This is a genomic window from Rhodococcoides sp. S146-33, from assembly GCF_059489205.1.
Map to the genome: position 1 here is coordinate 71,778 of NZ_JCAJWY010000002.1, position 24,260 is coordinate 96,037.

The 24,260-nt window shown below is 61.5% G+C and carries 19 protein-coding genes and 1 pseudogene; 12 read left to right on the top strand and 8 right to left on the bottom strand.

The window, feature by feature from the left end:
- Nucleotides 1–285: 285 nt before the first annotated feature.
- Nucleotides 286–1,293: an amidohydrolase family protein gene (locus AC5WEY_RS09030; protein WP_495645625.1), complete on the bottom strand. Its 1,008-nt coding sequence runs from the start codon at nt 1,291–1,293 to the stop codon at nt 286–288.
- A gap of 63 nt (nt 1,294–1,356) precedes the next feature.
- Between AC5WEY_RS09030 and AC5WEY_RS09035 the strand changes: the two genes are divergently transcribed.
- Nucleotides 1,357–1,791 (top strand): MarR family winged helix-turn-helix transcriptional regulator, encoded by a 435-nt coding sequence (locus tag AC5WEY_RS09035; protein WP_495645626.1) that lies wholly within the window; start codon nt 1,357–1,359, stop codon nt 1,789–1,791.
- Nucleotides 1,792–1,886: 95 nt separating this feature from the next.
- Here the strand turns inward: AC5WEY_RS09035 and AC5WEY_RS09040 are convergent, their stop codons facing one another.
- Entirely contained in the window at nt 1,887–2,549 is a 663-nt protein-coding gene (locus tag AC5WEY_RS09040) for an SDR family NAD(P)-dependent oxidoreductase (protein WP_495645627.1), read from the bottom strand.
- Nucleotides 2,550–2,647: 98 nt separating this feature from the next.
- Between AC5WEY_RS09040 and AC5WEY_RS09045 the strand changes: the two genes are divergently transcribed.
- Nucleotides 2,648–3,106 (top strand): winged helix-turn-helix transcriptional regulator, encoded by a 459-nt coding sequence (locus AC5WEY_RS09045; RefSeq protein ID WP_495645628.1) that lies wholly within the window; start codon nt 2,648–2,650, stop codon nt 3,104–3,106.
- A 582-nt stretch (nt 3,107–3,688) separates the two neighbouring features.
- Here the strand turns inward: AC5WEY_RS09045 and AC5WEY_RS09050 are convergent.
- Nucleotides 3,689–4,342 carry a TetR/AcrR family transcriptional regulator gene (locus AC5WEY_RS09050; RefSeq protein ID WP_495645629.1) on the bottom strand — a complete coding sequence of 218 codons (654 nt, stop codon included), beginning with the start codon at nt 4,340–4,342 and terminating at the stop codon, nt 3,689–3,691.
- A 120-nt stretch (nt 4,343–4,462) separates the two neighbouring features.
- Between AC5WEY_RS09050 and AC5WEY_RS09055 the strand changes: the two genes are divergently transcribed.
- The 5 genes from AC5WEY_RS09055 to AC5WEY_RS09075 all read left to right on the top strand — a co-directional run bounded on the left by AC5WEY_RS09055 (nt 4,463) and on the right by AC5WEY_RS09075 (nt 10,946).
- Entirely contained in the window at nt 4,463–5,680 is a 1,218-nt protein-coding gene (locus tag AC5WEY_RS09055; protein WP_495645630.1) for a serine hydrolase domain-containing protein, read from the top strand.
- Between the two features lie 121 nt (nt 5,681–5,801).
- Complete coding sequence (locus tag AC5WEY_RS09060; RefSeq protein WP_495645631.1) at nt 5,802–6,692, top strand: LysR family transcriptional regulator; 891 nt, start codon at nt 5,802–5,804, stop codon at nt 6,690–6,692.
- A gap of 286 nt (nt 6,693–6,978) precedes the next feature.
- On the top strand, nt 6,979–8,217 hold the full coding sequence (locus AC5WEY_RS09065) for an alpha/beta hydrolase family protein (protein WP_495645632.1): 1,239 nt from the start codon (nt 6,979–6,981) through the stop codon (nt 8,215–8,217).
- Nucleotides 8,218–8,520: 303 nt separating this feature from the next.
- Nucleotides 8,521–9,861 carry an MFS transporter gene (locus AC5WEY_RS09070; protein WP_495645633.1) on the top strand — a complete coding sequence of 447 codons (1,341 nt, stop codon included), beginning with the start codon at nt 8,521–8,523 and terminating at the stop codon, nt 9,859–9,861.
- Entirely contained in the window at nt 9,861–10,946 is a 1,086-nt protein-coding gene (locus tag AC5WEY_RS09075) for a C45 family autoproteolytic acyltransferase/hydrolase (RefSeq protein WP_495645634.1), read from the top strand. The genes AC5WEY_RS09070 and AC5WEY_RS09075 overlap by 1 nt, the downstream gene beginning before the upstream one ends.
- Nucleotides 10,947–11,391: 445 nt before the next feature.
- Here the strand turns inward: AC5WEY_RS09075 and AC5WEY_RS09080 are convergent, their stop codons facing one another.
- From AC5WEY_RS09080 to AC5WEY_RS09090, 3 genes and pseudogenes are all read right to left on the bottom strand, one after another.
- A complete protein-coding gene (locus AC5WEY_RS09080; protein ID WP_495645635.1) occupies nt 11,392–13,329 on the bottom strand; it encodes a primary-amine oxidase in 1,938 nt (645 codons plus the stop codon).
- On the bottom strand, nt 13,326–14,786 hold the full coding sequence (locus AC5WEY_RS09085; protein WP_495645636.1) for an APC family permease: 1,461 nt from the start codon (nt 14,784–14,786) through the stop codon (nt 13,326–13,328). The genes AC5WEY_RS09080 and AC5WEY_RS09085 overlap by 4 nt, the downstream gene beginning before the upstream one ends.
- Nucleotides 14,787–14,957: 171 nt before the next feature.
- Nucleotides 14,958–16,464: pseudogene (locus tag AC5WEY_RS09090) on the bottom strand (aldehyde dehydrogenase family protein).
- Between the two features lie 388 nt (nt 16,465–16,852).
- Here AC5WEY_RS09090 and AC5WEY_RS09095 point away from each other — a divergent pair.
- From AC5WEY_RS09095 to AC5WEY_RS09105, 3 genes are all read left to right on the top strand, one after another.
- Entirely contained in the window at nt 16,853–18,298 is a 1,446-nt protein-coding gene (locus AC5WEY_RS09095) for an APC family permease (RefSeq protein ID WP_495646514.1), read from the top strand.
- Complete coding sequence (locus tag AC5WEY_RS09100) at nt 18,295–19,050, top strand: IclR family transcriptional regulator (RefSeq protein ID WP_495646515.1); 756 nt, start codon at nt 18,295–18,297, stop codon at nt 19,048–19,050. The genes AC5WEY_RS09095 and AC5WEY_RS09100 overlap by 4 nt, the downstream gene beginning before the upstream one ends.
- A gap of 523 nt (nt 19,051–19,573) precedes the next feature.
- Nucleotides 19,574–19,852, top strand: a complete 279-nt coding sequence (locus tag AC5WEY_RS09105) for a GGDEF domain-containing protein (RefSeq protein WP_495645637.1) — start codon at nt 19,574–19,576, stop codon at nt 19,850–19,852.
- Nucleotides 19,853–20,627: 775 nt separating this feature from the next.
- Here AC5WEY_RS09105 and AC5WEY_RS09110 read toward each other — a convergent pair.
- Nucleotides 20,628–21,146 carry a PadR family transcriptional regulator gene (locus tag AC5WEY_RS09110; RefSeq protein WP_495645638.1) on the bottom strand — a complete coding sequence of 173 codons (519 nt, stop codon included), beginning with the start codon at nt 21,144–21,146 and terminating at the stop codon, nt 20,628–20,630.
- A 185-nt stretch (nt 21,147–21,331) separates the two neighbouring features.
- Here AC5WEY_RS09110 and AC5WEY_RS09115 point away from each other — a divergent pair, with 185 nt between their 5' ends.
- Entirely contained in the window at nt 21,332–22,312 is a 981-nt protein-coding gene (locus AC5WEY_RS09115; protein ID WP_495645639.1) for an NADPH:quinone reductase, read from the top strand.
- 40 nt (nt 22,313–22,352) lie between these two features.
- Nucleotides 22,353–22,772, top strand: coding sequence for an ester cyclase (locus AC5WEY_RS09120; RefSeq protein WP_495645640.1), 420 nt, complete (start codon nt 22,353–22,355; stop codon nt 22,770–22,772).
- Nucleotides 22,773–22,893: 121 nt separating this feature from the next.
- Here AC5WEY_RS09120 and AC5WEY_RS09125 read toward each other — a convergent pair whose 3' ends face one another.
- Nucleotides 22,894–24,252 (bottom strand): MFS transporter, encoded by a 1,359-nt coding sequence (locus AC5WEY_RS09125; RefSeq protein ID WP_495645641.1) that lies wholly within the window; start codon nt 24,250–24,252, stop codon nt 22,894–22,896.
- Nucleotides 24,253–24,260 lie beyond the last annotated feature (8 nt).

The window sequence follows — 24,260 nt, forward strand, 5'->3', positions numbered from 1 at the left end:
CGTCGCCCACGGGTCCGCGGCCGGACTGTGCCCTTCCCGGTCCGCCCGACGGTCCACGTCGAGCATGGACGCCGAGCACCGAGGGGTGCTTCGAGTAGAGCTCGGTTACGGCCCGGCACCTCGAATCGGCTCGGATACGAGGCCGTTCGGCGGAACGGGCAGGCCACACCATGGTGGGGCCGGCCCGTTCCCGGTCAACTCCGACATTCGTGAGCCGGCGTCCGTGCGGCCGTGGCCCGGTCGATCAGCGGTTGGAGTAGCTGATCTATCCTGAATGCCGAAAGACTATGGTTGCGTTGGGGTTCCGGCTGTCAGCCGAGGTAGGAGACTGTAGGCGTTGTCGTGCATGACCTGCGCGAGCATTGTCGGCCTGTCGGCGAAGTAGGTGTCGACGTTGTCGGTGAACCAGCTCGCAGTGCGCGGGTTAGCGGCGGGGAAGTCTGTACCGAAGAGAATGTGGTCCGGTGCAACGAAGTTCTCGAGTGCCACCAGGTTGGTTTCGAATCCGGATAGGGCGGTCTCGTAGTAGAACGTTCGGAAGTCCTCGAGGATCTCGTCTGCTGTCAGTTCGCAGTCGAGATGGAATGCACACAGTGCGGCGACGCGCGCGGCGAGGTACGGCGTGCTGCCGCCCGAGTGGGCGAGGATGATCCGTACGTTCGGGTACTGGCGTTTGCGTCCGCTGGTCACCAAATCTGCTGCACCCTTGTAGGTTTCGTTCGGAGTTTCGCTGATCGGGGTGGGCAGGAATCTGCTCGGGGCCCGATTGCTACCGGGTGTCTGCTCGCCGTGTAGGAACACGAGGGCGTGGCGGCGGTCGAGCTCGGCCCACAGTGGCTCGAAGATAGGGTCGCCCAGCGATCGGGCCTGATCTCCGGCACCGTAGACGTTGGTCAGGGTTATTCCGTCGGCTCCCAACACGTCGAACGCGTAGGTCAACTCTTCGAGTGCGGCGTCGGTGTCGGTCGGTGTCGGCAGATGAGCGAACACCCCGAATCGTCCTGGATGGTCATCCGCAGCCTGACGGGACAAGGTGTTCACCTCGCGGGCGAAGTGATGGCGCTTGTTCTCCGGGAGCCGGGATTCGATGTCGTTGGGTACGGACAGGATCGCAGTATCGATCTGCAGTCGATCCATGAAATCGACACTGACCTGCGGTGACCAGGCGCTTTCACCCTCTTTGAATTTCCAGCCGGATGTGTCGCCGAACAAGCCAGAGGTAAGCATGCTGGACGGCATGAAGTGGTGATGAAAGTCGATACGGCCGGGTGTGGTGGCGTTGTCGTGAGTCATACTCACCACTCAACGCGCAATAGTTGCCACTTGTCAATAATATTCAGATGTTAGGTTCTTTACATGGTTGACACCGACGCACCCGAATTGCAGCTTCTCGACGCGCTGTATCGCCTCAACAAGCTGGTCTTGACCGACGCCCGTGTGCACGTCTCCGCTGTCGCGCACCTGGATCTCGTCGACTTTCTGGTGTTACGCACCGTGAAGATGGGCATCGATACCCCCGGTGATCTCGTCGTCGATCTCGGTCTGAACCCATCGGTGCTGAGCAGGTCGTTGTCCAAGCTTGCCGACGCGGGCCTGGTGATTCGCGAGATCGATTCCGCGGACTCGCGCCGATCACGGATCAGACTGACCGACGACGGTGTGCGCACCACCGCTGACATCGGGGGTCGGATTCGCCCCAGCCTGGCGCAGCGGCTTCAGCTCCTGCCCCCCGACCGGATCCGTGTCCTGTTGGACAGTCTCGAAATCCTGTGCGGGGATGCACTCGACTGAACCTGGGCTTCCTCTATTCGGTGGAAGGTGCCGCAGGAACCCGGCGCGAGGCCGATGTCAGTGGTGGTGCTTCACCTCGACATGACGCTGCGACGTCACATCGGTGCGGTCGGGTAGCGGGGGTCTGCATCGGACCGCGTTTCGTGCAATTCGAGGTACGTGGGAGCGATCTCGGCGGCCGAGGTGCCGGGTTGCCCGGATCCGATCCATGCGCTGATGGCCAGATGTGCTGCGTACACACCGTGTTCGGCGAGTACGTTGTGCAAATTCAGAACCCAATTGCGCAGGCCGGCCGACGCGATGCTGATGTTGGCGAAGGACGGTGTCGGATTTATCGAGCCGCCGCCGGTGGTGACGATGATGGTGCCCGCTTTCGCGGCGATCATGTCGTCGACGACCTGTTTCACGACATGTATCGCACTGAGATAGAAGTCGAGCTGCGGCTGCAGGTTTGCCGGCGTGATGTCGAGGACGCCGACAGCAGGCAGGGTCGCGTCGGCCGCCGAGAACTCGAGAACGTCGACGGTGCCAAGTGTGGCGCGGACCTGGGTGAAGGCCGTCGTGATCGATTCCGCGTCGAGTATGTCTGCGGTGAATCCGTGCGCGTCGATCCCCTCGCTTTTCAGCTGTTCGGTCAGGGAATCCAACTTCGCCTGATTACGGGCGACGAGGGCGACGGTGAAACCTGTGCGCCCGAAAACGCGGGCGATCTCCAGCCCCATTCCGGGGCCGGCGCCGACTATGGCGATCAACGACATGGGCTCACTCCTGCTCGGTTACTATTTGTGTGTCACCCCATCCTCTGTGTGCCGCATCCCCGGCACAAGAGGGCACATTCGTGTTCGTGAGGAGCGCCATGGCGACCAGGAAGACCGGCACCGCCGAGCTCGGCACTCCGGTGCCCGGGCCGTGCGAGGGATGGGGCGACGATGCGGCGTTGATCCGCGGAATTCTCGATCGTGTCGGAGACAAGTGGGGCATTCTCGTGATCGCCGTGCTTCGTGACGCGCCTATGCGATACAAGGAGTTACAGCGCGCGATTCCTGGCATATCTCAGCGGATGCTCACTCTCACGTTGCGTCACCTCGAGCGCGACGGCCTGCTCACACGCACCGTGTATCCGGAGGTGCCGCTGCGCGTCGAGTATGCCCTGACACACCTCGGCGTCTCGCTTCTCGAGCATGTCTTGGGTCTGGCGATGTGGGCATCAGCGCATACCGACGAGATCCGAAAACACAGGAGCGACTTCGACAGCCGCGATCATGACAAGCCACGAGAAGGGCCGGCTCGCGCGACCACGGGAAGTCGAAGGTAGACGCGCTGGTTCTGCTGCGACCCGGCACCGCTGTCCTGAGGTCCTCGACAGAAGCGAAAACCTTGTGTTCTCAGCATGATCTGCCGTCGATAGACGAAACGGATTGCGGCACAGAGCCGTAGCTCGTGGTCGTTGTCGTGGTCGACAAAGTGGCGGCTCGACACCGACCTGCTCATGGTCGAGCGACTTTCGGTGCGCTAGGTGTGCGAGTTCGGGCTGTGAATGTTGCCGCTGCCCACGATCGTTGCGACCGCTGCCGCGACCGGCCAGAGCGACGGCAGCATTGTTCGGGTCTAGACCGAGGAGCGTGGCGCCGGCGGTGAGGGCACCGGTGCGTGCGTCCTCGAACACTTGCCAGGCCTCCGGATCGGCCCCGCGCCCGCCCAGGATCATCCGTAGCGCCAAACCGCGGTGTGTGCGGAGGTAAGTCAGATGCGCTGTCGGTGCCGCACGGATCTGAACATCAGGTGTGCGATCTGCGGGCAGGTTCGCGAACGATTGCGGCGAACAAGCATGCGGCACCGCCCAACTCGCGCTGCGGCGTAGCTCCTCGGCGCGAGGGCTTGGAGAGTGCAGGTGTCGTCACGATTGAGATGTACTTTTGCCCGGCTGGTGACGTGAACTACCCGCCGTCGCGGTTCCGTGATGTAGTTGCTCCAGCGAGATTTCGAATGCGGCGTCGAGACGTACGTGGTCGTTCGTGAGGAGCAGGTCCAGTTGTAAACCACGTATCTGAGCCAGAAACAGTGTGGCCCGAAGAATGGCTTGTTCTTCGGGCCATCCATCTCCTTGGAGTCGTCGAGCGATCATTGCCACCCATTTTCCGACCATGGACTCGGACAAATGGTGTGGATCCACCGCACTCCTGTTGCGGTTGCTCGCGAGCTCGAACAGAAGGGCGAACTGACGGCGCTGATGGGGATTGCACAATTTGCGCCATACTGCGCGGGCGAGTTCGATAGACGACTCGGCTGTCGTCAGCTGCGGGTCTGTTATCAGATCACGCTCGAAAGACTCCCGAATATGTTGCGTCACTGCGGCTATCAAGCCTTCTTTGGTTGAGAAGTGCCGCAACAGAGTTGCGTGTGTGACTCCGACTGCGACCGCCACGGGCCGAAGCGACAATTCGGCTGCGCCGTGGTCGAGAACATATTCGGTGACCGCATCCAGCAACTTCGGCCGCCTGTCTTGGTAGCGCACCGCTCGCCCGTCGACCTTCTTTCGGTCAGTGCTCATGCTCGATACTCCACAGAGCGAGCATAGCGTCGCCAAAGTTGTAGTACCGATCGGTTGATCAAAACGCTTCGGGCTGCTACTTTCATGCGATTACTTGTGCATCGACCGAGGAGTCAGCCTGTGCCGTCGACCAGAGACACCAATCGACTGTTGTTCACATTGCGGTATCTCGGTCGCAAGGCCTTCGTCCGTTCGAGACCTGCTTCGTTGGCGGAAGCTGGACTCTTCACCGGCAAACCCCAGCACGAGAACTTCGCCAGCACGGACGCCCTGGCACCCGTGAGGCGTATGCCTGCGTCGTCGTCGCCGCAGAGTTGGCCGATAGGGGAGAGCGTCGAACTTCCGTCGACCTATCGATTCGACGGTGAGAATCGCTCGACTGCAGAGTTCCTGGAAGTCACCGATACCGCCGCCCTGCTTGTCTTGGTCGACGGTGCAATACGGTACGAGCGGTATTGGCTGAGCGGCGGACCGACCGTGAATTGGTTGTCGATGTCGGTTGCGAAGAGTTTCGTGTCGGCGCTGGTCGGAATTGCGTTGCAGGAGGGTCATATCGCATCGGTGAACGAGCCCATCAGTAAGTACGTACCGGTAGATCCACATTCGGCGTACGACGGGGTCGCCATTGTCGATGTTCTTCAGATGTCGTCCGGTGCGAGGTGGAATGAGGACTACAACGACTCTCGATCCGATGTTCACCAACTCACGAAGGCCATGATGGGACTCGGCGGCGGTCTCGACGGCTTCGTCGCGCGCATGGTCAGGCAGGATCAGCCGCAGACGGCGTGCCGCTACAACTCGGGGGAAACGCAGATTCTCGGTGCCCTGATCGCACATGCCACCGGCCGGACTGTCTCGGACTATATGTTCGAGAAGTTGGTCGAACCGCTCGGATTCGAGACGCCGAGCTACTGGCTGACCGATATGCGCGGGACCGAGATGTCCTATGCCGGCTTGAATTCGACCGCCCGTGACTATGCCCGTCTGGGGGAGCTCTACAGAAACGACGGGATGTGGCATGGCCGCCGTATTCTCGATCCGCAGTGGGTACGCGCCTCCACGACCATCGATTCTCCGATTCGGGAGGCCGGACACCCCATAGTGGGGGGACACAACATCGACCTGGGCTACGGCTACCAATGGTGGATTCCTGCCGGCCACCACGGCGACTACTGTGCAGTCGGGGTCCTCAATCAGCTCGTCTACGTCGACCCCGGAACACGCACGACCATCGTGAAACTCTCTGCGAACCGCGTCTACGGCACCTCGGACGAGGAGAGTACCAATCGAGACCTCGAGAACGTCGAATTTCTGCGCGCCATCGCACAGAGCCTGTGATCGTCCCGACATGGATTGTAACGCAGCGTATTCGGGCCGTTGCTTGCGGTGGCTGAGGAGACATCCTGCGACGGGGCAGATGGCCTGCGCGTCGGCGTCGACACCACTGGCGTGATCGATCATGGATGTTCGCTCGCTCGGATACTTCAAGGCAGTGGCCGAACAGGGTTCGGTCAGTGCTGCCGCCCTCGATCAGTCGATCTCGCAACCGGCCCTGTCTCGGCACATCGCAGGCCTGGAGCGGAGTCTGGGTGCACGGTTGTTCCAACGCACTCCGCACGGGATGGTCATGACGGCGGCAGGAAACAAGCTCCTGGAATTCGCGTCCGACATACTCGCCAGGGTCTCTCGCGCCGAAGAAGTGATAAAGATTCTGTACGCCGGCAACCCCGCCTTCCACGTCGCGTGTATGGAAACCACCGCCCAGTTCGTGATCGCACCCTTCACCGCAGAGACAGCTGCCCCGGTCGTCGATATCAGAACTGCACGCCCGGACGAGCTGTACTCGACCTTGACTTCAGGTACCGACCTCGTGGTCAGTACCTTTGTGCCGCCTTCGAACCTGGCTTCGATCGAGCTCGCGGCCATCCCGATATCGGTGCAGTACATGCCCGCTGCGGTCGGAGGATCGAAGGTGGAACATCTCGAGTCCGTCGAGCTGGCCGATCTCGTCGGTCGGCCGATTGCGGTTCCTGGCAACGGCAGCGCCATCGAACACACAGTGCAGCATGCTGCTTCGGCCGACGGACACCCACTCGAACTGACGTACATTTCGAGTAACGGCACCGTAGCCCAAGCCATCGCGGCCAGTGGACGGGCGACGGCGTTGGTCCTCGAAGCACCCAGGTTCGGACTTCATCGAGCACAGCTGACCGACCATGGCGCTGCGTTGACGGTGCCACTGTTCGCCGCGTGGCCGGTCGATCACTATGCGGCACAAGCCCTCGAGGCCACGGCACGACATCTCACTGAGTGGCTCGCCCTCCGAACGCCGTGGATTACCTCCATCTAGTGCTGCGACAATCTGCTTCGGCAACGCCGTCTCGGTGTGCACGTGAACCCCGCCAACCTGACGATTCGGATGTGAAAGGGGCTCGATGGCCCCAATTTCGGAATCGGTTGTGTCGTGTTTCGATCAGTTCAGCACGAATGAGAATCCAGCGGTCGCCGTTCATCACTCGGTGCCGCTCGATGGTGACGGAGCGGCAATCGATTCGACCAAATCGCGGTGCACTCTGGTATCCAGTGCGCGGCTCATCACGTAGCCGTCCCCTCACGCTCGACGAAGGAACCAACCTGTGAAGACTCGATCTCTGACGATGGCAGTGGCAACTGTTCTCGCGTACTCGTTCGTAGTGTCGACCGCGTCTGCAACACCGGCGTCCGAGATGTCGCCGGACTGGTCGGGCCTGGACGCCCGCCAATATTCCGGTCCTATCCCGGAGCAACACGGTGTGGTTATCGAATCCGTTCCCTTGTCCGCGCACATAGCGGCTACCGATTTTCCCCGTAACCCGACTCCTATACGCTTTTTGTACAGCACACCGACCCAACACTCCGAAGCAGGAGTATCGACCGCTGTGCTCTACCAGCCGTCGGAACCCGCTCCAGCAGAGGGCTATCCGGTGGTTGCGTTCGCCCACGGAACCTCCGGCATCGCCGACGAATGCGCGCCCTCGGTCAAGCCGTATCGCCCGAATATCGGACTCGAAGCCGACTACATTCAAATGCTGCTCGATGCCGGCTATGCGGTCGTGGCCACGGACTACGCAGGCTCGGGGACACCGGGAACGCAGAGTTATCTCAATTCCGCTGTCGAAGGCGCGAACGTGATCGACAGTGTCATCGCATCGCGGTCCTTGGGTGTTCCGCTGGCCTCGCGCTGGGGAATCACGGGATATTCACAAGGCGGTGGTGCAGCCCTCGGTGCCGCACACATTCTGTCGACGTATGCTCGCGCCGAACTATCCAATTATCGGGGCGCGATGTCCCTCGCCGGACCTGCCAACCTCGAATCGATCATCCCGCTGCTGGGACCAGGGGTGCCGCCGGTGAACGTCGACCCGATCAATCCTCGTATCACGCTCTACGTCGCGTTGGTACTGACATCGGTACGGGAGGCATACCCGAACCTCGATCTCGAAGCCGCGCTCACCCCTGAGGGCCGACGCGTGATCGACGATGCTGCGTACACGTGCCTGGCCGATATCGACGACCTGGGACAGTTCAACCACCTGGTCGTGGGCGACCTCTTCACCCGTCCGCTGTGGACGGTCCCCGGTCTGGTGGACAATCTTCGAGACCTGGCCGGTTCGCCCACCACGGGTGTTGCCGGGCCACTGTTGCTGATGCAGGGCCTGCTCGATACCGACGTTCCCGCCACGACCTCCAACGTGACGACGGCACCCGCCCTGCTTGCGAACGGTACCGATGTCCGAGTTGTCCTCGAACCGACGGACACCCATCTGACCCTGATCGACAATTCCTACGATGAAACACTCGACTTCTTCGGGCGGAATCTGAAGCCAGTTTCCTGATCACCTGGCACTCGGACGAACGCGACTGCAACAGGGCGAGGTCACTGGGCTCGAACCCAGTGACCTCGCCCCTTCGCATTCAGACGCACTTCGGACCCACAAACACTTCCGTGCAGATCCCGGAGAAGCACACCGGCTGACAACCTCGTCCGCGAACGTGTAACAAATCGGCACATATAACAGGAATTACCACCCCCTATCACTATTTTGCATTGGACAACCTGGGAAGTTCGCGAAAAAATTCGGGTTCCATACGAACCCGCGTTCCTTGTTCGGGAATGCCGACGTTTCTCGAAGGATGACATGTCGATTCTGCCTCAGGAGAAAAATCCGTCCGTCGGCCGGGAACGTCGTGCGACGTTCGGTGCGTTCATCGGTAATGCAATCGAGTGGTACGACTTCTTCATTTTCGGCACTGCTGCCGCGCTCGTCTTCAATCGAGTGTTCTTTCCTTCTATCGACCCCGGAACTGCATTGCTCGCATCTTTCGCAACATTATGGGTGGGTTTCTTGGCCCGTCCGATCGGTGCTGTCGTGTTCGGGCACCTCGGTGACAAGTTCGGACGCAAGTCCGTTTTGGTGGCCACTCTCGTTCTCATGGGAGTCAGTACCACCCTGATCGGTTTGCTGCCCACGTACGACAAGGTCGGCGTGCTCGCCCCAGTTGGGCTGATACTCCTGCGTGCCCTGCAAGGCATCGCGGTCGGTGGTGAGTGGGGTGGTGCGGTGCTCATGGCCACCGAGAATGCACGCACAACCGCAAAATCGACAGCAGGTGCGTGGGTGCAGCAGGGCAGCCCCACCGGATCGATTCTGGCGACAGGTGCCTTCTTGGTCGTGGGGCTGCTGCCGGACGAGCAGTTCTATTCGTGGGGTTGGCGCATTCCATTCCTGATCTCCATTGTGCTTGTTGTCGTCGGTTCGGTGATCCGGGTGAAGGTGGAGGAATCGGTCGAATTCTTGGAGTCGAAGGAGAACCGGACAGTGGAATGGCCGGTGCTCGAAGTGATACGGTCCTCGCCCAAAACCTTGGCGTTCGGATTCCTTGCATCGGCCATGGCGATATCGATGGCGTACTTCTTGAATACTTTCTTGCTTTCGTGGACGACGACGACACTGGGTATCGAACGTCAAACCATGCTGAACGTTCTACTAGGAGCAGCCGTGCTGCAATTTTTCGCGCAGCCTCTAGCTGCATACCTCGCGACGAAGATCGGAGCGCATCGGGTAATGGTGGGGGGACTGACTCTGACTCTCGTGTCGGTCGTACCGTTCTTTCTCGCAATAGGTTCCTCCAACGTGCTCTACATCGCAATCACGTTGTTCGTGAGCATGATCGGCGCGTGTTCGTACTTCGCAATGCTGGCAAGCATGCTCGCTGCATCGTTCCCGGCGAATGTTCGATACTCAGGAGTGTCGATCGCCTACCAACTGTGCTCGTCACTTGTCGGCGGATCCACACCGTTGCTCGCACAGTGGATACTCAACGTGAGCGGTGATGGACACTCGACGATCGGTGTCGGACTGTTCTACTCCACCATCCTGCTCGCGACCATGCTCGGGGTCTGGGGGTTGATCACGCAGGCCAACGGACGTGCGGCCCGTGCAGGGTCCAACGGACTCGATACAATCGGAGCCAACTGATGCCCTCCCACGTAGAGGTTGCGGGCTCGGCGCAGGCGCGCGGAACACAACGGGGTCTGCAATCGGCTGCGGAACTACAGCGGTCACTGGCGCTGTACTTGCAGATCTTTCGGTCGGTCGGGCTCTCGGAGTCCCTCGTCCGAGAGCACGCATTCCGGGTGGCTGACACGGTGTCTCGGTGGAACGGTCGTTATGTCGACGAAATGGACGCGGTAGCTCAGGCCGCGTCGATTCAGGACTGGCATATCTACGCGCTCAATGCGCGTACCGAAATTGCCGCACAAGGTCAGCACGGTGTCGTACCCGAATGTTCGACGCTGGTGGAACTTGCTATCGACGACGGTACCGGTGCGTCGACCCACACTCCGATCGGCGTCCAGACCTGGGACTGGCATCACGAATTGGCCGAATCCTGGCACACCCAGTCCGTCCAGGGACACAAGCACTCCTACGTTGGCCTGACCGAATACGGAATTCTGTCCAAGATCGGTCTCAACAGCGCGGGCGTCGGAGTTCTGATAAATATTCTCGCGCATCGGGACGACTCGACGACCGGCATTCCGATGCATCTTCTGTCCGCCGAAATCCTGGGCGGTGCGGCATCGGTGGCGCAGGCGGTGGACATCCTGCGTGAAGCACCGCTCGCGTCATCGAGCGCGTTTACAGTGTTGGACGAGACCACCATGGTGTGCGCGGAGGTGAGCCCGGTCGGGGTTGCCGAACTGAAACCGCCTGTGCCCTCCGCCTTCCTGGCTCACACGAACCACTTTCTCGATCTACGCAACCGCGAACTCGCCAAGGAAGAGGCCTACATCGGAGATTCCGTGGACCGATGGAATCTGCTCGTGCAGCGTCATCGGGCGCGCTCCGGACCGGTCAGCGACATAGGCGACGTGGTCGCGGCACTGCGCTCAGGTCCGGACGAACCTCTGCTGTGTCGCGCACCTGACCCGTCTGCAGGCTTCGGAGAAAACTGGACCACACTGGCCACCGTGACCGTCGAACCGGCAGCCCGTCGGATGCGGGTGCTCGCCGGACTTCCGACCGAGTTGGACTCACTCCCGTGGACCGAGCTCACACCGTAAGAGTTCGCAATCGGTTCTGGATTCGTCTGAGGCACACTCGCGCGTGTGCTGGCGAACAGGATCGCGGTGGCGAACACGACTTCGAGTGCCGCGAGAGCGAGGGCGAACGCGGTACTCGAGCCGGGCATCGCGGCGACGGGGTGTGACGTTGCCGGTGCCCCGTGATGGCCGGCGTGAGATCCCGTCGAGCTCATGGTTTGGTGCATGGCAATCATCGCTACGTTCATGATCGCAGTCGTGGCCCATCCTGTGGGCGTCGGCTTCCTCCACAGATGCCATGCGCAGTAGAGACATCCGAGAGCCATCGCAGTAACTATCACGGTATGTGTATGGCCGTGACCGACCGAGCTCACGAGATGCATTGCCGCAGAGGCGATGGCCAGAACGGCCCCCACCCGCCCCGCCCATACTCGGGCGGGGCGGACGGGGAGAAGCGTCGCCATAGTCACTCCTCGGAGCAGCAGTGCTCAACCGTGGACGCCGGCGCGTTCAAGGTGGGGTTTCGGTCGAAGAAACCCACCGGCTTGAGCTTGAAACCGGCATAGTCGACCGGCATGACCGGCCAGTCCTCAGGGCGAGGAAAGTGCGTCAGGCCGAAGGTGTGCCAGAGCACTACATCCTTGTCCTCGACATTGCGATTGTTGACGACGTAGGCGGGCAAGCCGCTGTTGCCGGGATGTTGGTTGACGAAATCGCCGGCCGGATAGCGTTCCTTCTTGTCGTACGGCGTCACCCACAGGTGTTTGGTCGCGAAGGCTGCTCGGGAAGCGATGGAGCTGGTGGGATCGGCGAGCAATACCGGTTGACCTTCGGGATGCAGTGCGTATCCGACGTCCTGACCGAGTCTGTTTTGCTTCTCCGGATTGGTGATGTGCCAAACCCGGGCTTTCGAATTGTCGGCCAGACGCTGCCCGTCGGCTTCGCTGCGAATCGTCGTCTTCTTCGGCCGAAACGCGTTGCCCCAGGGATTGTCCGGTCCTATCGGCACGGGTACCGCATCCACCTCGGTAACCGTGTTGGACTGTCCGTCGACTTCCATGTCCAATCTGGCCGAGAACAGGTGCTGGTGGAACGGCGCGCCCAGACCGGGTGCCATCTCTGTCGAGAAGCCGTCCTCGCCTCGGTAGGCCGAGGTGAACACGATTCCGGTGGCCTTTGCCTCGAGCTCGATGGTGCCGTCGAGGTAGAGGTACCAGTAGAAACCGTAGTCGTAGTTCCCGATGGTCAGGAAGAACGAGATGACCAGCCGGCGTGAACGTCTCGTCTCGGCCATGCCATTGAACAGGTCGGTGTGCTTCCAGAGAATTCCGTAGTCTTCCTCGTGTAGGCAGATCGCGTTCTTCATCACCCTGGGATTTCCGGATTCGTCCGCGACGGTGACGTCGAAGTACTTGATCTCCCCGAGGCAGTCGCACCCCAGTTCCAGTGCGTTGGTGTAGCGGCCGAACAGGTATTCACCCTGATCGAAATAGTTCTGCCAGTACCGCACGGGCGAGGGGTCGGCGTAAGGGACGACCATCTCGGCGATCGAAGCGCGGTAGATGACGGGGCGCTCGGTTCCACCATCGTTGAACGAGAGCTGATGCAGAGACAGTCCCTCTCGGATATCGAATCCGAACTTGAACTTCCAATCCGCCCAGGTGATTTCGTTGCCGTCGACAGAGAAACTCGCACCGTCGGGCTGGGTGATCTCGATCGGTTTCAGGTCGGTACGGGTGGGGGAGGCGTGCGGTTCGGCGTTCCACTCGCCGCGTTCGGACGGAACCGGCAGTACGACGTCATCGACCACCTCGAGGAGCTTGCGCCCGGTGAGGTCGACGTAGGCGACGACACCGTCGATGGGGTGCGCCCAGGGGAGATCCGCCTCGTCTTCCTGGTAGAAGGCAAGCACTCGGACGATGCGTCGGCCCACTTCGTTCTCGTGACCGAATACGCCGGCCGAGAGGGGAACTGCGCGAACTTTCGACGGGTCGAGCGAGCGGGTCTTCATGGCAGCGAGCCAGTCTTCACTGTCGAGCATGAACGATTCGATGTCGTCGAACTCAGCATCGAGAATGGGTACGTGCCCGTCATTCGCGGTGTCGATCGTGGTCGATGTGATGATCTCGCCCGCCGTCACCGAGACGATGTTGTCGGTTCCGACCCCGCTGGCGCGGTCCAACAGCAGTGCCCGCACACGTCGGTCGATGTCGGATTCTGGCTCGAAGGCGTGAACCACGGATTTGTCGGGTTCGTCGAGACCGACGTAGACGAACTGCGTCGACGCGGTCACGAGCCCCGCTTGGCTCAGAATGTCTCGTGCAGTGCTGATTTCGTCGGCTGTCAGCATGCTCAACGGGTGGGCAACGGTCCGTTGGGTCGTGTCGGAATCTAGCAATGTCATCGTGAGGGCTCCTTGTTCTGTGTGGAATCGATGGATGCTGCGTGTGGCCGAAGAATTGCCACGGCGATGCCGGCCATGAAGACTCCGACCAGCAGAACACCGATGAGCATTGCGAGGGTGGACGAGCCGCCGACGAGCAGTGGCAGGTTGATCACTGTCATCACCAGCAATGCGGCGAGTCCGACGAGACCCAACAGGGGGGCTACGAGGGTGTTCCATGGACGTGTGTCGACTCGGGTGCGGCCGAAGTAGACGAGGACTGCGACGGAGGTGATTGTCATCAGAGCAACGATCCCGACCGAGGACACACCGGCGAACCACGCGAACACTTCGGTGACGGGGTCGAGTCCGGCCAGCGCGGAGGCAATCACGAGGACGAGCGCGGACACGGTCTGCACGACGGATGCTATGTGGGGGGAGGCGTGCTCGACGTGGGCTCGTCCGCATCGAGCGGGCAAAGCGGAGGTGTTGGCGAGGGAGAAGATGTAGCGTGCAAGCACGTTGTGGAATGCGAGAAGCGCGGCGAACAGGCTGGAGATGAGAAAGAGCTGCACGAGGTCGCCGGCGACAGAGCCGACGTAACGCGTGGCGGTCTCGGTGATCATTCCTTCGGGATTCTCCGAGGCAATCGCCACGGCCCCGTCGTCGCCCCACGCGCTCACCATTGCCCAACTCGAGATGGCGTAGAACACGCCGATGACAATCAGTGCCAGGTAGGTGGCCCGGGGGATCGTGCGTTCCGGGTCGCGTGCTTCGTCGCGGAACACGGCCGTTGCCTCGAATCCGATGTAGCCGGCGATGGCGAAGATCAGAGCAATTCCTGGTGCGCCCGAGAAGAATTCGCCGGGGTTCAGCGCGGCTGTCGACAGTCCGGTCTCTCCGCCCCCACGAGCCAGGACCGCGGCGTCGATGACCAGGACGACGCCGACTTCGCAAATCAACAGAACGCCCAGGATCTTTCCCGACAGATCTATGTGGCGGTAGCCGAGTATGGCGACCACTGCCATCACGGCGACGGCATATGCGTACCAGGGAATTTCGGGCCCGCCGTGGGAGGTGACGAAGTCGTTGATCGCCGCACCCATGTACCCGTACACCGCACCCTGTACGGCTGTGTAGGACAGGAGCGCGAGGAACGCCGAACCGAGGCCGGCGTGACGACCGAGACCTTGGGTTATGTAGGTGTAAAACGCGCCGGCACCAGGTACGTGCTTGGCCATTGTCGTGAAGCCGACGGCGAAGAGCAACAGAATGACCGTGCACACGATGTACGACGCCGGGTATGCAGCGCCGTTGCCGACCGCGATGCCCAGCGGCACGGTCCCGGCGATGACGGTCAACGGTGCAGCGGCGGCCACCACCATGAAGACGATGGCACCTGGCCCGAGTGTGCCGCTCAACCTCGGCGGTCCACCGTCCGGGGTGGCGCGCCCTGCGGCGGAAGATGTTGTTGTCATGGCTTTCTCGCATCTTTCGGAAGAGTCGGAGGTTCGTGAGAACAAGAGTGGACGGCCCATTGGTCGTCGCAGTTGCCTGCGCGTCACAGTTTCTCGACAGCGAACGGGACCGGTGGGGGACGAATTCTCATTCGATTGGAAGCGTCCGTAACATCACCCAACCTCGCACCGTCAGAGTGCGATGTTCACCGACTTGCCCTGGGTGTATTCGCCGATCGCGCCCTCGCCGAGTTCGCGGCCCCAACCCGACTGCTTGTATCCGCCGAACGGAAGAGCTGTGTCGAAAGCGTTGTGGCAGTTGATCCATACGGTTCCGGCTTTGATTTCCGCGGCGACATCGTGTGCCTTGGACACATCACGTGTCCACACGCTGGCCGCCAGCCCGTACGGAGTGTCGTTCGCTGCAGCCCGCACACCCTCGCTGGGTGAAAAAGGGACTGCGACGGCAACCGGTCCGAAAATCTCTTCCTGGTAGACGCTGAAATCGCTACGCACGTCGACCAACAAGGTGGGCTCGACGTAGAAACCCCGGTCGCCGTGGCGCTTTCCGCCCGCGATTGCGCGCGCGCCGTCGGCAATACCGGCGTCGATGTAGCCGGTGACCTTGCCGAGCTGTTCACCCGAGATGAGCGGGCCTAGGTCGTTGGTCGGGTCCATGCCCGGACCGATCTTCTGCGTGCGGGCGAAATCGGCGATACCTTCGGTGAACTCGTCGAAGATCCTGTCCTCGATCAGCAGACGCGTTCCCGCCGTGCATGCCTGCCCATGGTTGAACAGAAAGCCGCTGGCCACACCCGGTATGGCCGATTCCATGTCCGCGTCGGCGAAAATGAGCTGTGGGCTCTTGCCTCCCAGTTCGAGCGAGACCTTCTTCAAATTCCCCGATGCAGCCTGCACGATCTTCTTGCCGACTTCGGTCGAACCGGTGAAGGCGACCTTGTCCACGTCCTGGTGGGACGACAGAGCGGCACCTGCGTCGCCGAATCCGGTGACGACATTGAACACACCATCGGGTAAGCCGACCTCGGCGATGACCTCTGCGAGCAATAGGGCGGTCAACGGCGTCTGCTCGGCCGGTTTGAGGACCAGTGTGTTGCCGCAGGTCAGACCGGGTGCGACTTTGAACGCAGCCATGACGAGGGGAAAGTTCCACGGAATGATCTGTGCGCACACGCCTACCGGTTCGCGCAGGGTGTAGGCGTGGAACCTGCCCCCCCGGAGCCCACGGCACCGACACCGGAATCGTGCGCCCCTCGATCTTGGTGGCCCACCCGGCGTAGTAGAAGAAGATCTCAGCTGCCCACGTGACATCGACCGCCTGAGCAACGGCCACGGACTTACCGTTGTCGATCGATTCCAGCTGCGCGAACTGCTCGGCACGGGCCAGAATGCCCTCCCCGATCTTCCACAACAACCGCTGACGCTGTGCCGGAGTGATCCGCCGCCACTCACCGGAATCGAACGCGCGCCGAGCTGCGGCGACCGCACGATCGACGTCCGCGGCCCGACCGTGCGGAACGGTGGTGATCGCCTCCCCGGTAGCAGGGTCGACCGTCTCGAATGTCTCTCCCGATGCGGCGTCGACCCATTGTCCATCGATGAACATTTGTTTCGGTGCCGAGATGAATTCTCGGACATCGGAACGGAGAGCGGTCGGTGAGCCCACTACTGAAGTCATGGATTTCCTTACGTTGGATTCGCGAAAGACATTGAGACAGAACACCTGTGGGTGTGAGAATGACTGCGCTGAAGGCGTTCCGAGAGTCGACAGTAGAACAAGATGTGCTGTAGGTCACCCAAAAATGCAAGTGAGTATGCGACACCGAAAGAATTCTCATTCGACTCTGATCGGCGTTCTCATTCGGCACTGCGCTTCGCGGCCATGTCAACGGGCTTTCCGGTGTCCAGACCGGTCCGATCCGTGCCCCGATTGCGCTCGGATTCTCATTCGAGGCTACAGAGCGTTCACTGCATTCGCGGATTCGTAACCAACGAACGGGCTATCGTGCAGCATCGATCGAACTGTCGAATCTTGACCCGAAAAGAGGTGCCCCGTGAATGAGGAGATGTCGATACGGACACGTTCACCGGTCGCTGGGCTCGGACGGTCGCGGCTCACCTTCACGCAGGTGCTCGCTCAATCGGTGTCCGCTGTGGCTCCGTCGGCGGTGATGGTCACCCTCCCTGCACTCGTCATTCCCGACGCCGGGAGAGCTACGATCGCGGTGTTCGCTGCGGCCGGGCTGCTGATGACCTTGGTGGGATACAGCGTCGGGTTGTTCGCCGAGCGAATGGTGGCCGTGAGTGGTCTTTACAGCTACGTCGCCAAGGGTCTCGGTGCCATTCCCGGGTTCGCAGCGGGGTGGTCGTCGGTCATCGGTTACGCGGCAGCAGCAATGGCGAGCGTTCTCGGTGCCGCGAGCTATTCGACGGTGCTTCTGGGTCGACTCGGACTGCAGACAGGGACCGCGACGGTAGCCGCCCTGTCGGCCGTCGTCGGGGTGGTGGCACTGGTCTTGATGGTTCGAGGCATCCGCTTTTCCACTCGCGTCACTCTCGCCGTCGAAGTGTTCGCGATCGTGGTCGCGGCTGTAGTACTGACGGTGGTGTTCGTTCAGACCGTCGGCGAGGTTCCTGCAGGCCCGGATCCACCGGTGCAGGAGGGAAACTCTGCCAGCATCGGATTCGTTGTCCTGCTTGCCATCACATCCTATGTAGGTTTCGAGAGCGCTGGAACGGTGGCGCGCGAAGCCCGCAACCCGCTCAGGTCGATCCCACGCGCGATCAGGTGGACTCCGATAGTGGTTGGTGTGTTGTACTTGGGCGCGGCGGGCGCGCAACTTTCGGCTCCGGTACAGCAGAACGAGACGTTGGCAATTGTGTTGACTTTGCCGGATTCGTCCGGCGCTGCATCCATCGCGCTGTCGGTTGTCATGGAACTGGGCATCACCTGCTCCTGGTTCGCGTGCGTTCTGGGATCGACGACTGCGTTGTCGCGCATCCTGTTCGCGATGGGACGCGAGGGCGTTGTTCCGACGGCGTTGGGACGCACGCATCGACGATTCCATACTCCACACGTGGCCCTGGTGGTGGTGATGCCGGTGATCGTCGCAGTGCCGGTGATCTACCAACTGTTCGCCGACTCCACTCGAGAGGTTCTGCTGGGGTTGTTGACAGTCTCAGCGCATGGGTATGTGGTTGCGTACATCCTGGTATGTGTTGCAGCGCCGTGGTTTCTGTACAAAATCGGGGAGTTGACGATTGTCCCCGTTCTCGTCTCGGGAGGGGCAGCGCTTCTGTTGACCGCCGTAGTGGTGTGGGCAGCGGTGACGCCGGCATACACCGCGGGCGCGGGAACCGCTGTGTACCTGGCGCTTATCGTGGCGGGGTTCGCAATCCTCCTCGTGCGGTGGCGCACTGGGCACGGCGTCCTCGGACGGGTGGGTGTGTACGACGAGACCATCGCCGACGACGTCGTATCTCGGTATCGGCCGTGGGAGGTCCGAAGTTGAGCGGCGGTGACAGTTCGTTCTCCGGCCGGCAACCGAAAGCAGTTCAAAGTGCACTGAGAGTGCTCGAGACCGTGGCCAGGGGTGGTGCTGGCATTACAGCGAAAACTGTTGCTGCCGAACTCGATCTCCCGTCGGCTACCACGTACCGTCTGCTGAACATCCTCGCCGGGGAGGGATACCTCGTACGTCTGCCGGACCTGTCCGGGTTCGCGCTCGGCCACAAAGTCGGAGTGCTGATCGACGCGGCAATCGCACCTGTGGTGTGTACGGCAGCCAGAGAGCTGCTCGCCGAATTCAGGCTCACCGTGCGGTTCGGCGTACATTTGGCCTACTTCACCAACTCGGGCATTCGCATTGCGAGCGAAGATCCCGAATTCCCGCTGCCGCACGACGAGTCCTTCCTCAATCGGCATCTTCATGCGGGAGCGCTCGGCAAACTACTCCTCTCCGAGAAGGACGACCCCCTGTCGCTGCTATCGGCATCCGGAATGACTGCGCTCACGCGGGCGACCATAGTGACCCGTAGCGAACTCGCGGCAACGTTGAACACGGTTCGGGCGGAGGGGTTTTCGCGACAGGTCGAGGAAATCGCCGTCGGAACTGCATGTGTCGCCGTACCACTGAGGACTCGATCCGGGTCGTTGTTCGCCGGTCTTGCGCTGTCCGGGAGTGCGCAGTTCGAGCACGCGTTGCGACGATCTGTTCCGTTGATGGTCGAGACTGCAACGCGGTTGGTGCCCCTGTTGGTCTGAAGAGCCTCCCCTGCCACACGCGAACGAGGTCGGCTCGGCCGTTTCGGGTGGTGATCTCGGCCCCCGGTTCTGTCGGTTGTGGACTTCCAGACCGGCATCAGATGCTCGCCGGAGAAGTCGAGTGTTTCGTCGTAGGAATTGTCGATCAGGGTCAGCTGGGTGTCCGTCGGTTCGATGACAACTCGAACATCGGTACCGTTCGCACGTAGGGAAGGCGCGGTCGTCACGTTGGGGACCGGGGCGGGAACGTCTGCACCGAGCAGGCACTGCATCAGCAACAGTGGCCCGAGGAGAACAAGTGGACTGCCTCTGCGCCCTCAACGTCCCGAACCAACAGCCCCCAGTTGTCCATCACGCAAACTGTAAAACTTCCTTGAATCGTACGTTCTGAACGTAGAACTTGATGGCCCGGATGTATGTGCTGGATTTCTCCTGAAAGCATGCTAGGAGCAGGCACGACGCTTCCGGCGCGTATTTCGACCAACTGACCGGGCTGCGAAACAGGCGAGGCCTCATCTCGGCCGTGAGCGAGCTGGACCGGTCCGGACCTGCCGCTGGATCAGTCGCGTGGAGTGTGGTGATCGATCTCGATGGGTTCAAGTCCGTCAACGACCGTTTCGGCCATGGCCCCGGAGACAACGTTCTGCGGCGTACCGCTGCAAGAATCGACCAGGCGTGCCCGGGATCGGCATTCTCGGCGCGCATCGGCGGTGAGGAGTTCACCGTGGTTGGGCGGCGGGGCCGAGGTCGATGCGCGCGAGTGCGCCGACCGCATCCTGCGCTCGATATTTCGCGACAGTGATGTCACCCCGGTAACGGCATCTTTGGGCGTGGTGACCATGGCCGTTCCTCGACTCGCCGAAGACGTCGCAAGTGCGATGACTGCTCTGACGGGCCGGGAGGACGCCGCGATGTACGACGCCGAAAAAGCAGGGCGGCAACCGTGTAGTTCAGGTCGGACATGAGTGCGGCGACAAACCTGAATTCTGTTGTTTCGCCGAACGTCGTTGTCGAACAGGACCCACTTCGGTCTAAAGCTTCCTTGTAAGGAAAGCGCGGCTCTACAGTGACGGCGTCCGATGAAATCCGACGCGAAACACAGTGTTGTGAGAAAGACTAGAGGCCGTTGTAGCCATGTCGACAGATGTATCCGGCAGTCGCGGACGCGCTCTCGCTGTGCGATCGATCTGCTTACGGTGGCCTGGGTCCTGGTGACCGTCGCAGCGTTCTGCTCTGGTTCGACGGCGTCGGCCACCCCGGTGCGGGCAACTGTTCCGGCGCACGCCGCGGAAGCCCGCCTACCGGAGCACGCCGTGTACTGCCCGGTGGACCTCGAACGAAAACACCGGTTCTCGTGTGGGCGAAGGCAGGTGCGCTGCGGTCGACTTGCTGTACAGCGAGTTCTCGACAGCCATCGCTGCCTGGGAAGTGGTCGTCATCATGGGGTGACACCGAATTATGCCGAATTCGAGATGGAGGACGAGGTGTATTACTGATCATGTAGAAGAACGCTTTTCGTGTCCAGCAGTTGTCCTGGGAGCGCGGAACACAGTCGGCTACGGGCAGGTGCGAATTCTTCAGTTCGGGCTGTCGAGTAGAGACCTGAGCCAGACTTTCTCTATACGACTTGTCCGGCGTGCCAAGAGTAATAGGCCCCGACGGTAGATGTCGGATATTTCTTCCGCTTTCACGGCCCGATCCCCGTCGTAGAAGAAGCTGGCCGGTTCCTCGAGAAAGCGCAGCCTCCGTCGCAGTACTGCATGCTGCTCCTCCACAGAAGGCACAAGAGACAAGAATGTCAGCACCACAACGAAACGCGAGAAGTCCGACAAGTCGTTGTCCTGCGGATCCCGGAGGCGGGATGTCAACTCGTGGCGTCCCTTGTCGGTGATGGTGAGTACGTAGCGCGCCGGCCCTGCACCGGGCTCGGAGCGGCGCTCCAGAAGACCGTTTCGGTCCAGGCGTTTGATTGCGGGATACAAAGTTCCATCGCTCACTGGCCTCGCGTAGCCGGTCAGCTGAGCCACTCGTCGTTTGAGTTCATATCCATGCAACGGGCCCTCCGAAAGAAACCCGAGAATTGCCAATTCCAACATGGGTCCAGTGTGACAGGTGTACCTCGCTTCGATGCGTACCTCGAATCGAGGTAGTAGGGTGGCGGAGTGATGAACAGGACTCACCTCCTCCGAAGGGACTACATGGCAATTCTCGAGCTCGAACGCATCACGCTGGTTCCCGCGAACGGACCGCGGGGCATCACCGACGCTTCGGTCGTGGCACATTGATCGCCGCGTGGTACGACTCGCAGGGAGAAGCCCAGGACGTTCTCCGAGTCGGAGAGATTCCGGCACGCGACCCGGGACCAGGCGAGGTTCGAGTGCGCCTGTCGTTGTCCTCGGTCAATCCGGGCGACACCAAGAAACGGCGTGGGTGGCTCGGCTCGACGATGCCCTATCCGCGGGTGGTGCCCCACAGCGACGGAGCCGGGTACATAGACCTAGTGGGGGAGGGCGTCGAGCGAACACGAGTTGGCCAGCGCGTGTGGGTTTTCGGTGCGCAGTCCTATCGAGCGTTCGGTACCGCGGCGCAATGCACGGTCGTACCCGGCTGGCAGGCAGTCGCCTTGCCGGATTCCGTGGATCCGAACCTCGCTGCTTGCCTGGGAATTCCAGGTATCACGGCACACCGCGCAGTGTTCGGCGATGGTGCGGTTGCCGAACAGGCGGTGCTGGTCCACGGCGTATTGGGCGGCGTCGGGTCGCTCGCTGCGCAGTTGGCTCGGTGGAACGGGGCGACGGTAATCGGAACTGTTCGCACAGAAGTGGACGCGGATCTCGCGCGTGCCCACGGCACCGACCACGTCGTGGTGCTGAGCGACGACGAAGCAGTGACGCAGGTACGGGATCTTGCGGTTGGTGGCGTCGACCGCATCATCGAAGTATCGTTCTCGGACAATGTCGAATTCGACGCGGCAATTGCCAAGAACAACACGGTGATTGCCGCCTACGGCACCCGTGACGATCGACCGAGTATGCCGTTCTGGCCGATGCTGTTCGACAACATCACTATTCGTTTGCTCGGCAGCGACGATTTTTCGCGACAGGCAAAGTCGAGTGCCGCGGCGGACCTGACCGCGGCTGCTTCTACCGGTGCGCTGTCCATTCCGGTCAGCGATCCACTGCCTCTTGATCGAATCGCCGACGCTCACGACCGCGTCGACGCGGGAACTCGGACGCGAGTCCTCCTACAGATCCCAGAGTGATCAACCAATGAACTTTGCATCACAGAATGAATGGAACAACATGAAACCGAAATCTCCCGAAGAGGTGTTGACACGATTCGTCGAGTTCATCAACACAGCAGACGAGCAGCTCGCTCATGAGGTGATTGCGGCGGAAGCCGTGTTCCATGCCCCGACACATCCCGAACCGCTGCGGGGACCGTCGGGCTATCTGGAATTGCTCGCCCTGTTGCGCAACGGCTTTTCCAATATCCAGTGGACCATGGAGGAGACGATCATCGAAGACGACAGGATCGCAGCGCGATTCACCATGCGTGGCACACACTCGGGCGAATTCTTCGGCGTCCCGCCCACCGGCGTGACGATCTCGGCCCAAGCCTTCAACTTCTACTACCTCGCCCATGGGCAGATCGTCGGCGAGCACGGGCAGCCGGACCTGTTGGGAATCCTGCAGCAAATCGGTGCCCTACCTGCACCGTGATGTCATAGCCGAAGCCCGTGTCCGGTTCGAGGTTCTACATCCTCGAACCGGACACGGGATCAATCATGTACCAGCACAACCATTTCGGGCTGTGCGGCCCACGGATCCAATCAGCCGGCGCTCAGGGCAGCCGAGTGGAATCCGGCGCCGCATCTGCAAGTGATGTGTCGGTCATCGAACTCGTCACGGACTGCCGGGTTCGAGGCCGCGGAACGGCCACTGCGGTGATCGCCCCGGCGAGCCCGACTATCGCGAAGCTGTAGAAATTCCAGTCGACGCCGCTTGCCCGATCGAGAACGAAGGCACCGAGGGTTGGGCCGACGATGGCCCCGAGACGTCCGACCGACAGGGCCCAGGCCAGCGCGCTGCTGCGGTTTTCGGGATCGTAGACCGAGAGAATGAAGGCGTTGGCCAGAATCTGAGAACCGATGAACCCGAAACCACTGACGAACATCAGCACGAACAGCACGGGGGTGGGCGGTGAGAGGCTCATCAGGATCAGGCTCACCGTGCCGGTCAGGAAGGCTGCGACCACCACGATGCGCGGACCGAACTTGTCGGCCACGGGCCCGGCTGCGATGACTCCGACGAATACGCCCAGCCACATGGCGGCAGTTTGCATCAGTGCAGAGCCGAGCGAGTATCCGGCGGCTTGCATGATCGACGGCAGCCATGCACTGATGCCGAAGACGAGCAGCAGCCCGCAGAAAGACATCACCCAGGCGAGGATGGTGGTGGGGGCGAGGCGTCTGGTCAGGAGCGGGCCGAGACCGAGGAACCGGCCGGCGGAGGTGCTGGTTGCCATCGGTTCGTGGGCGAGACCGTAGAGGTTTTCGATCTGCTTCGCATCGGCATCTCTTCCGGTGAGGCGCAGGTGGAACGGGCTTTCCGGCAACCGGAACATCAACGGCAGAGCGACGAGCGGCAGGATGACGCCGATGAGGTACAGCCAGTGGTAGGAGATCTCGGGTAGGAGTGCAGCTCCGAGAAGCGGAGCGGCGAGCGCACCGATCGCGTAGCCGCTCATCATCAATCCGATATGTCGGGCGCGGCGTCCTGGTTCGCTGAGGTCGGCGACGTAGGCGTTCAGCGTGGGAAGAACGACGCCCAGACCGAGGCCGACGACCAAACGGCCGAGCCCGAATATCTCACCGCTCGTCGCGATGGTGGACAGAAGCATGCCGACGGTGAAGATGGCGATCGATCCGAGCAACAGCCTGCGAGGCCCGAAGCGATGCATCACGGCTCCAGCGAAGGCTGCTCCGACCAGCATGCCGACGCCGACCAGCGAGCCGATGGTTCCCGCCGACGCTCTGTCGAGGCCGAGCGAGGGCGTCTGCAGTAGGACGGGCACTGTGGCCCCATAAATGGCGAGATCGAAACCTTCCAGGGTGGCGACCAGCCACGTTACATACAGCATTCTTTTGGTGGCGCGGGGCAGGCTGCGCCCCTGTGCGGTTGGTGTTGTCGAGCGGCTCACGTGAATCT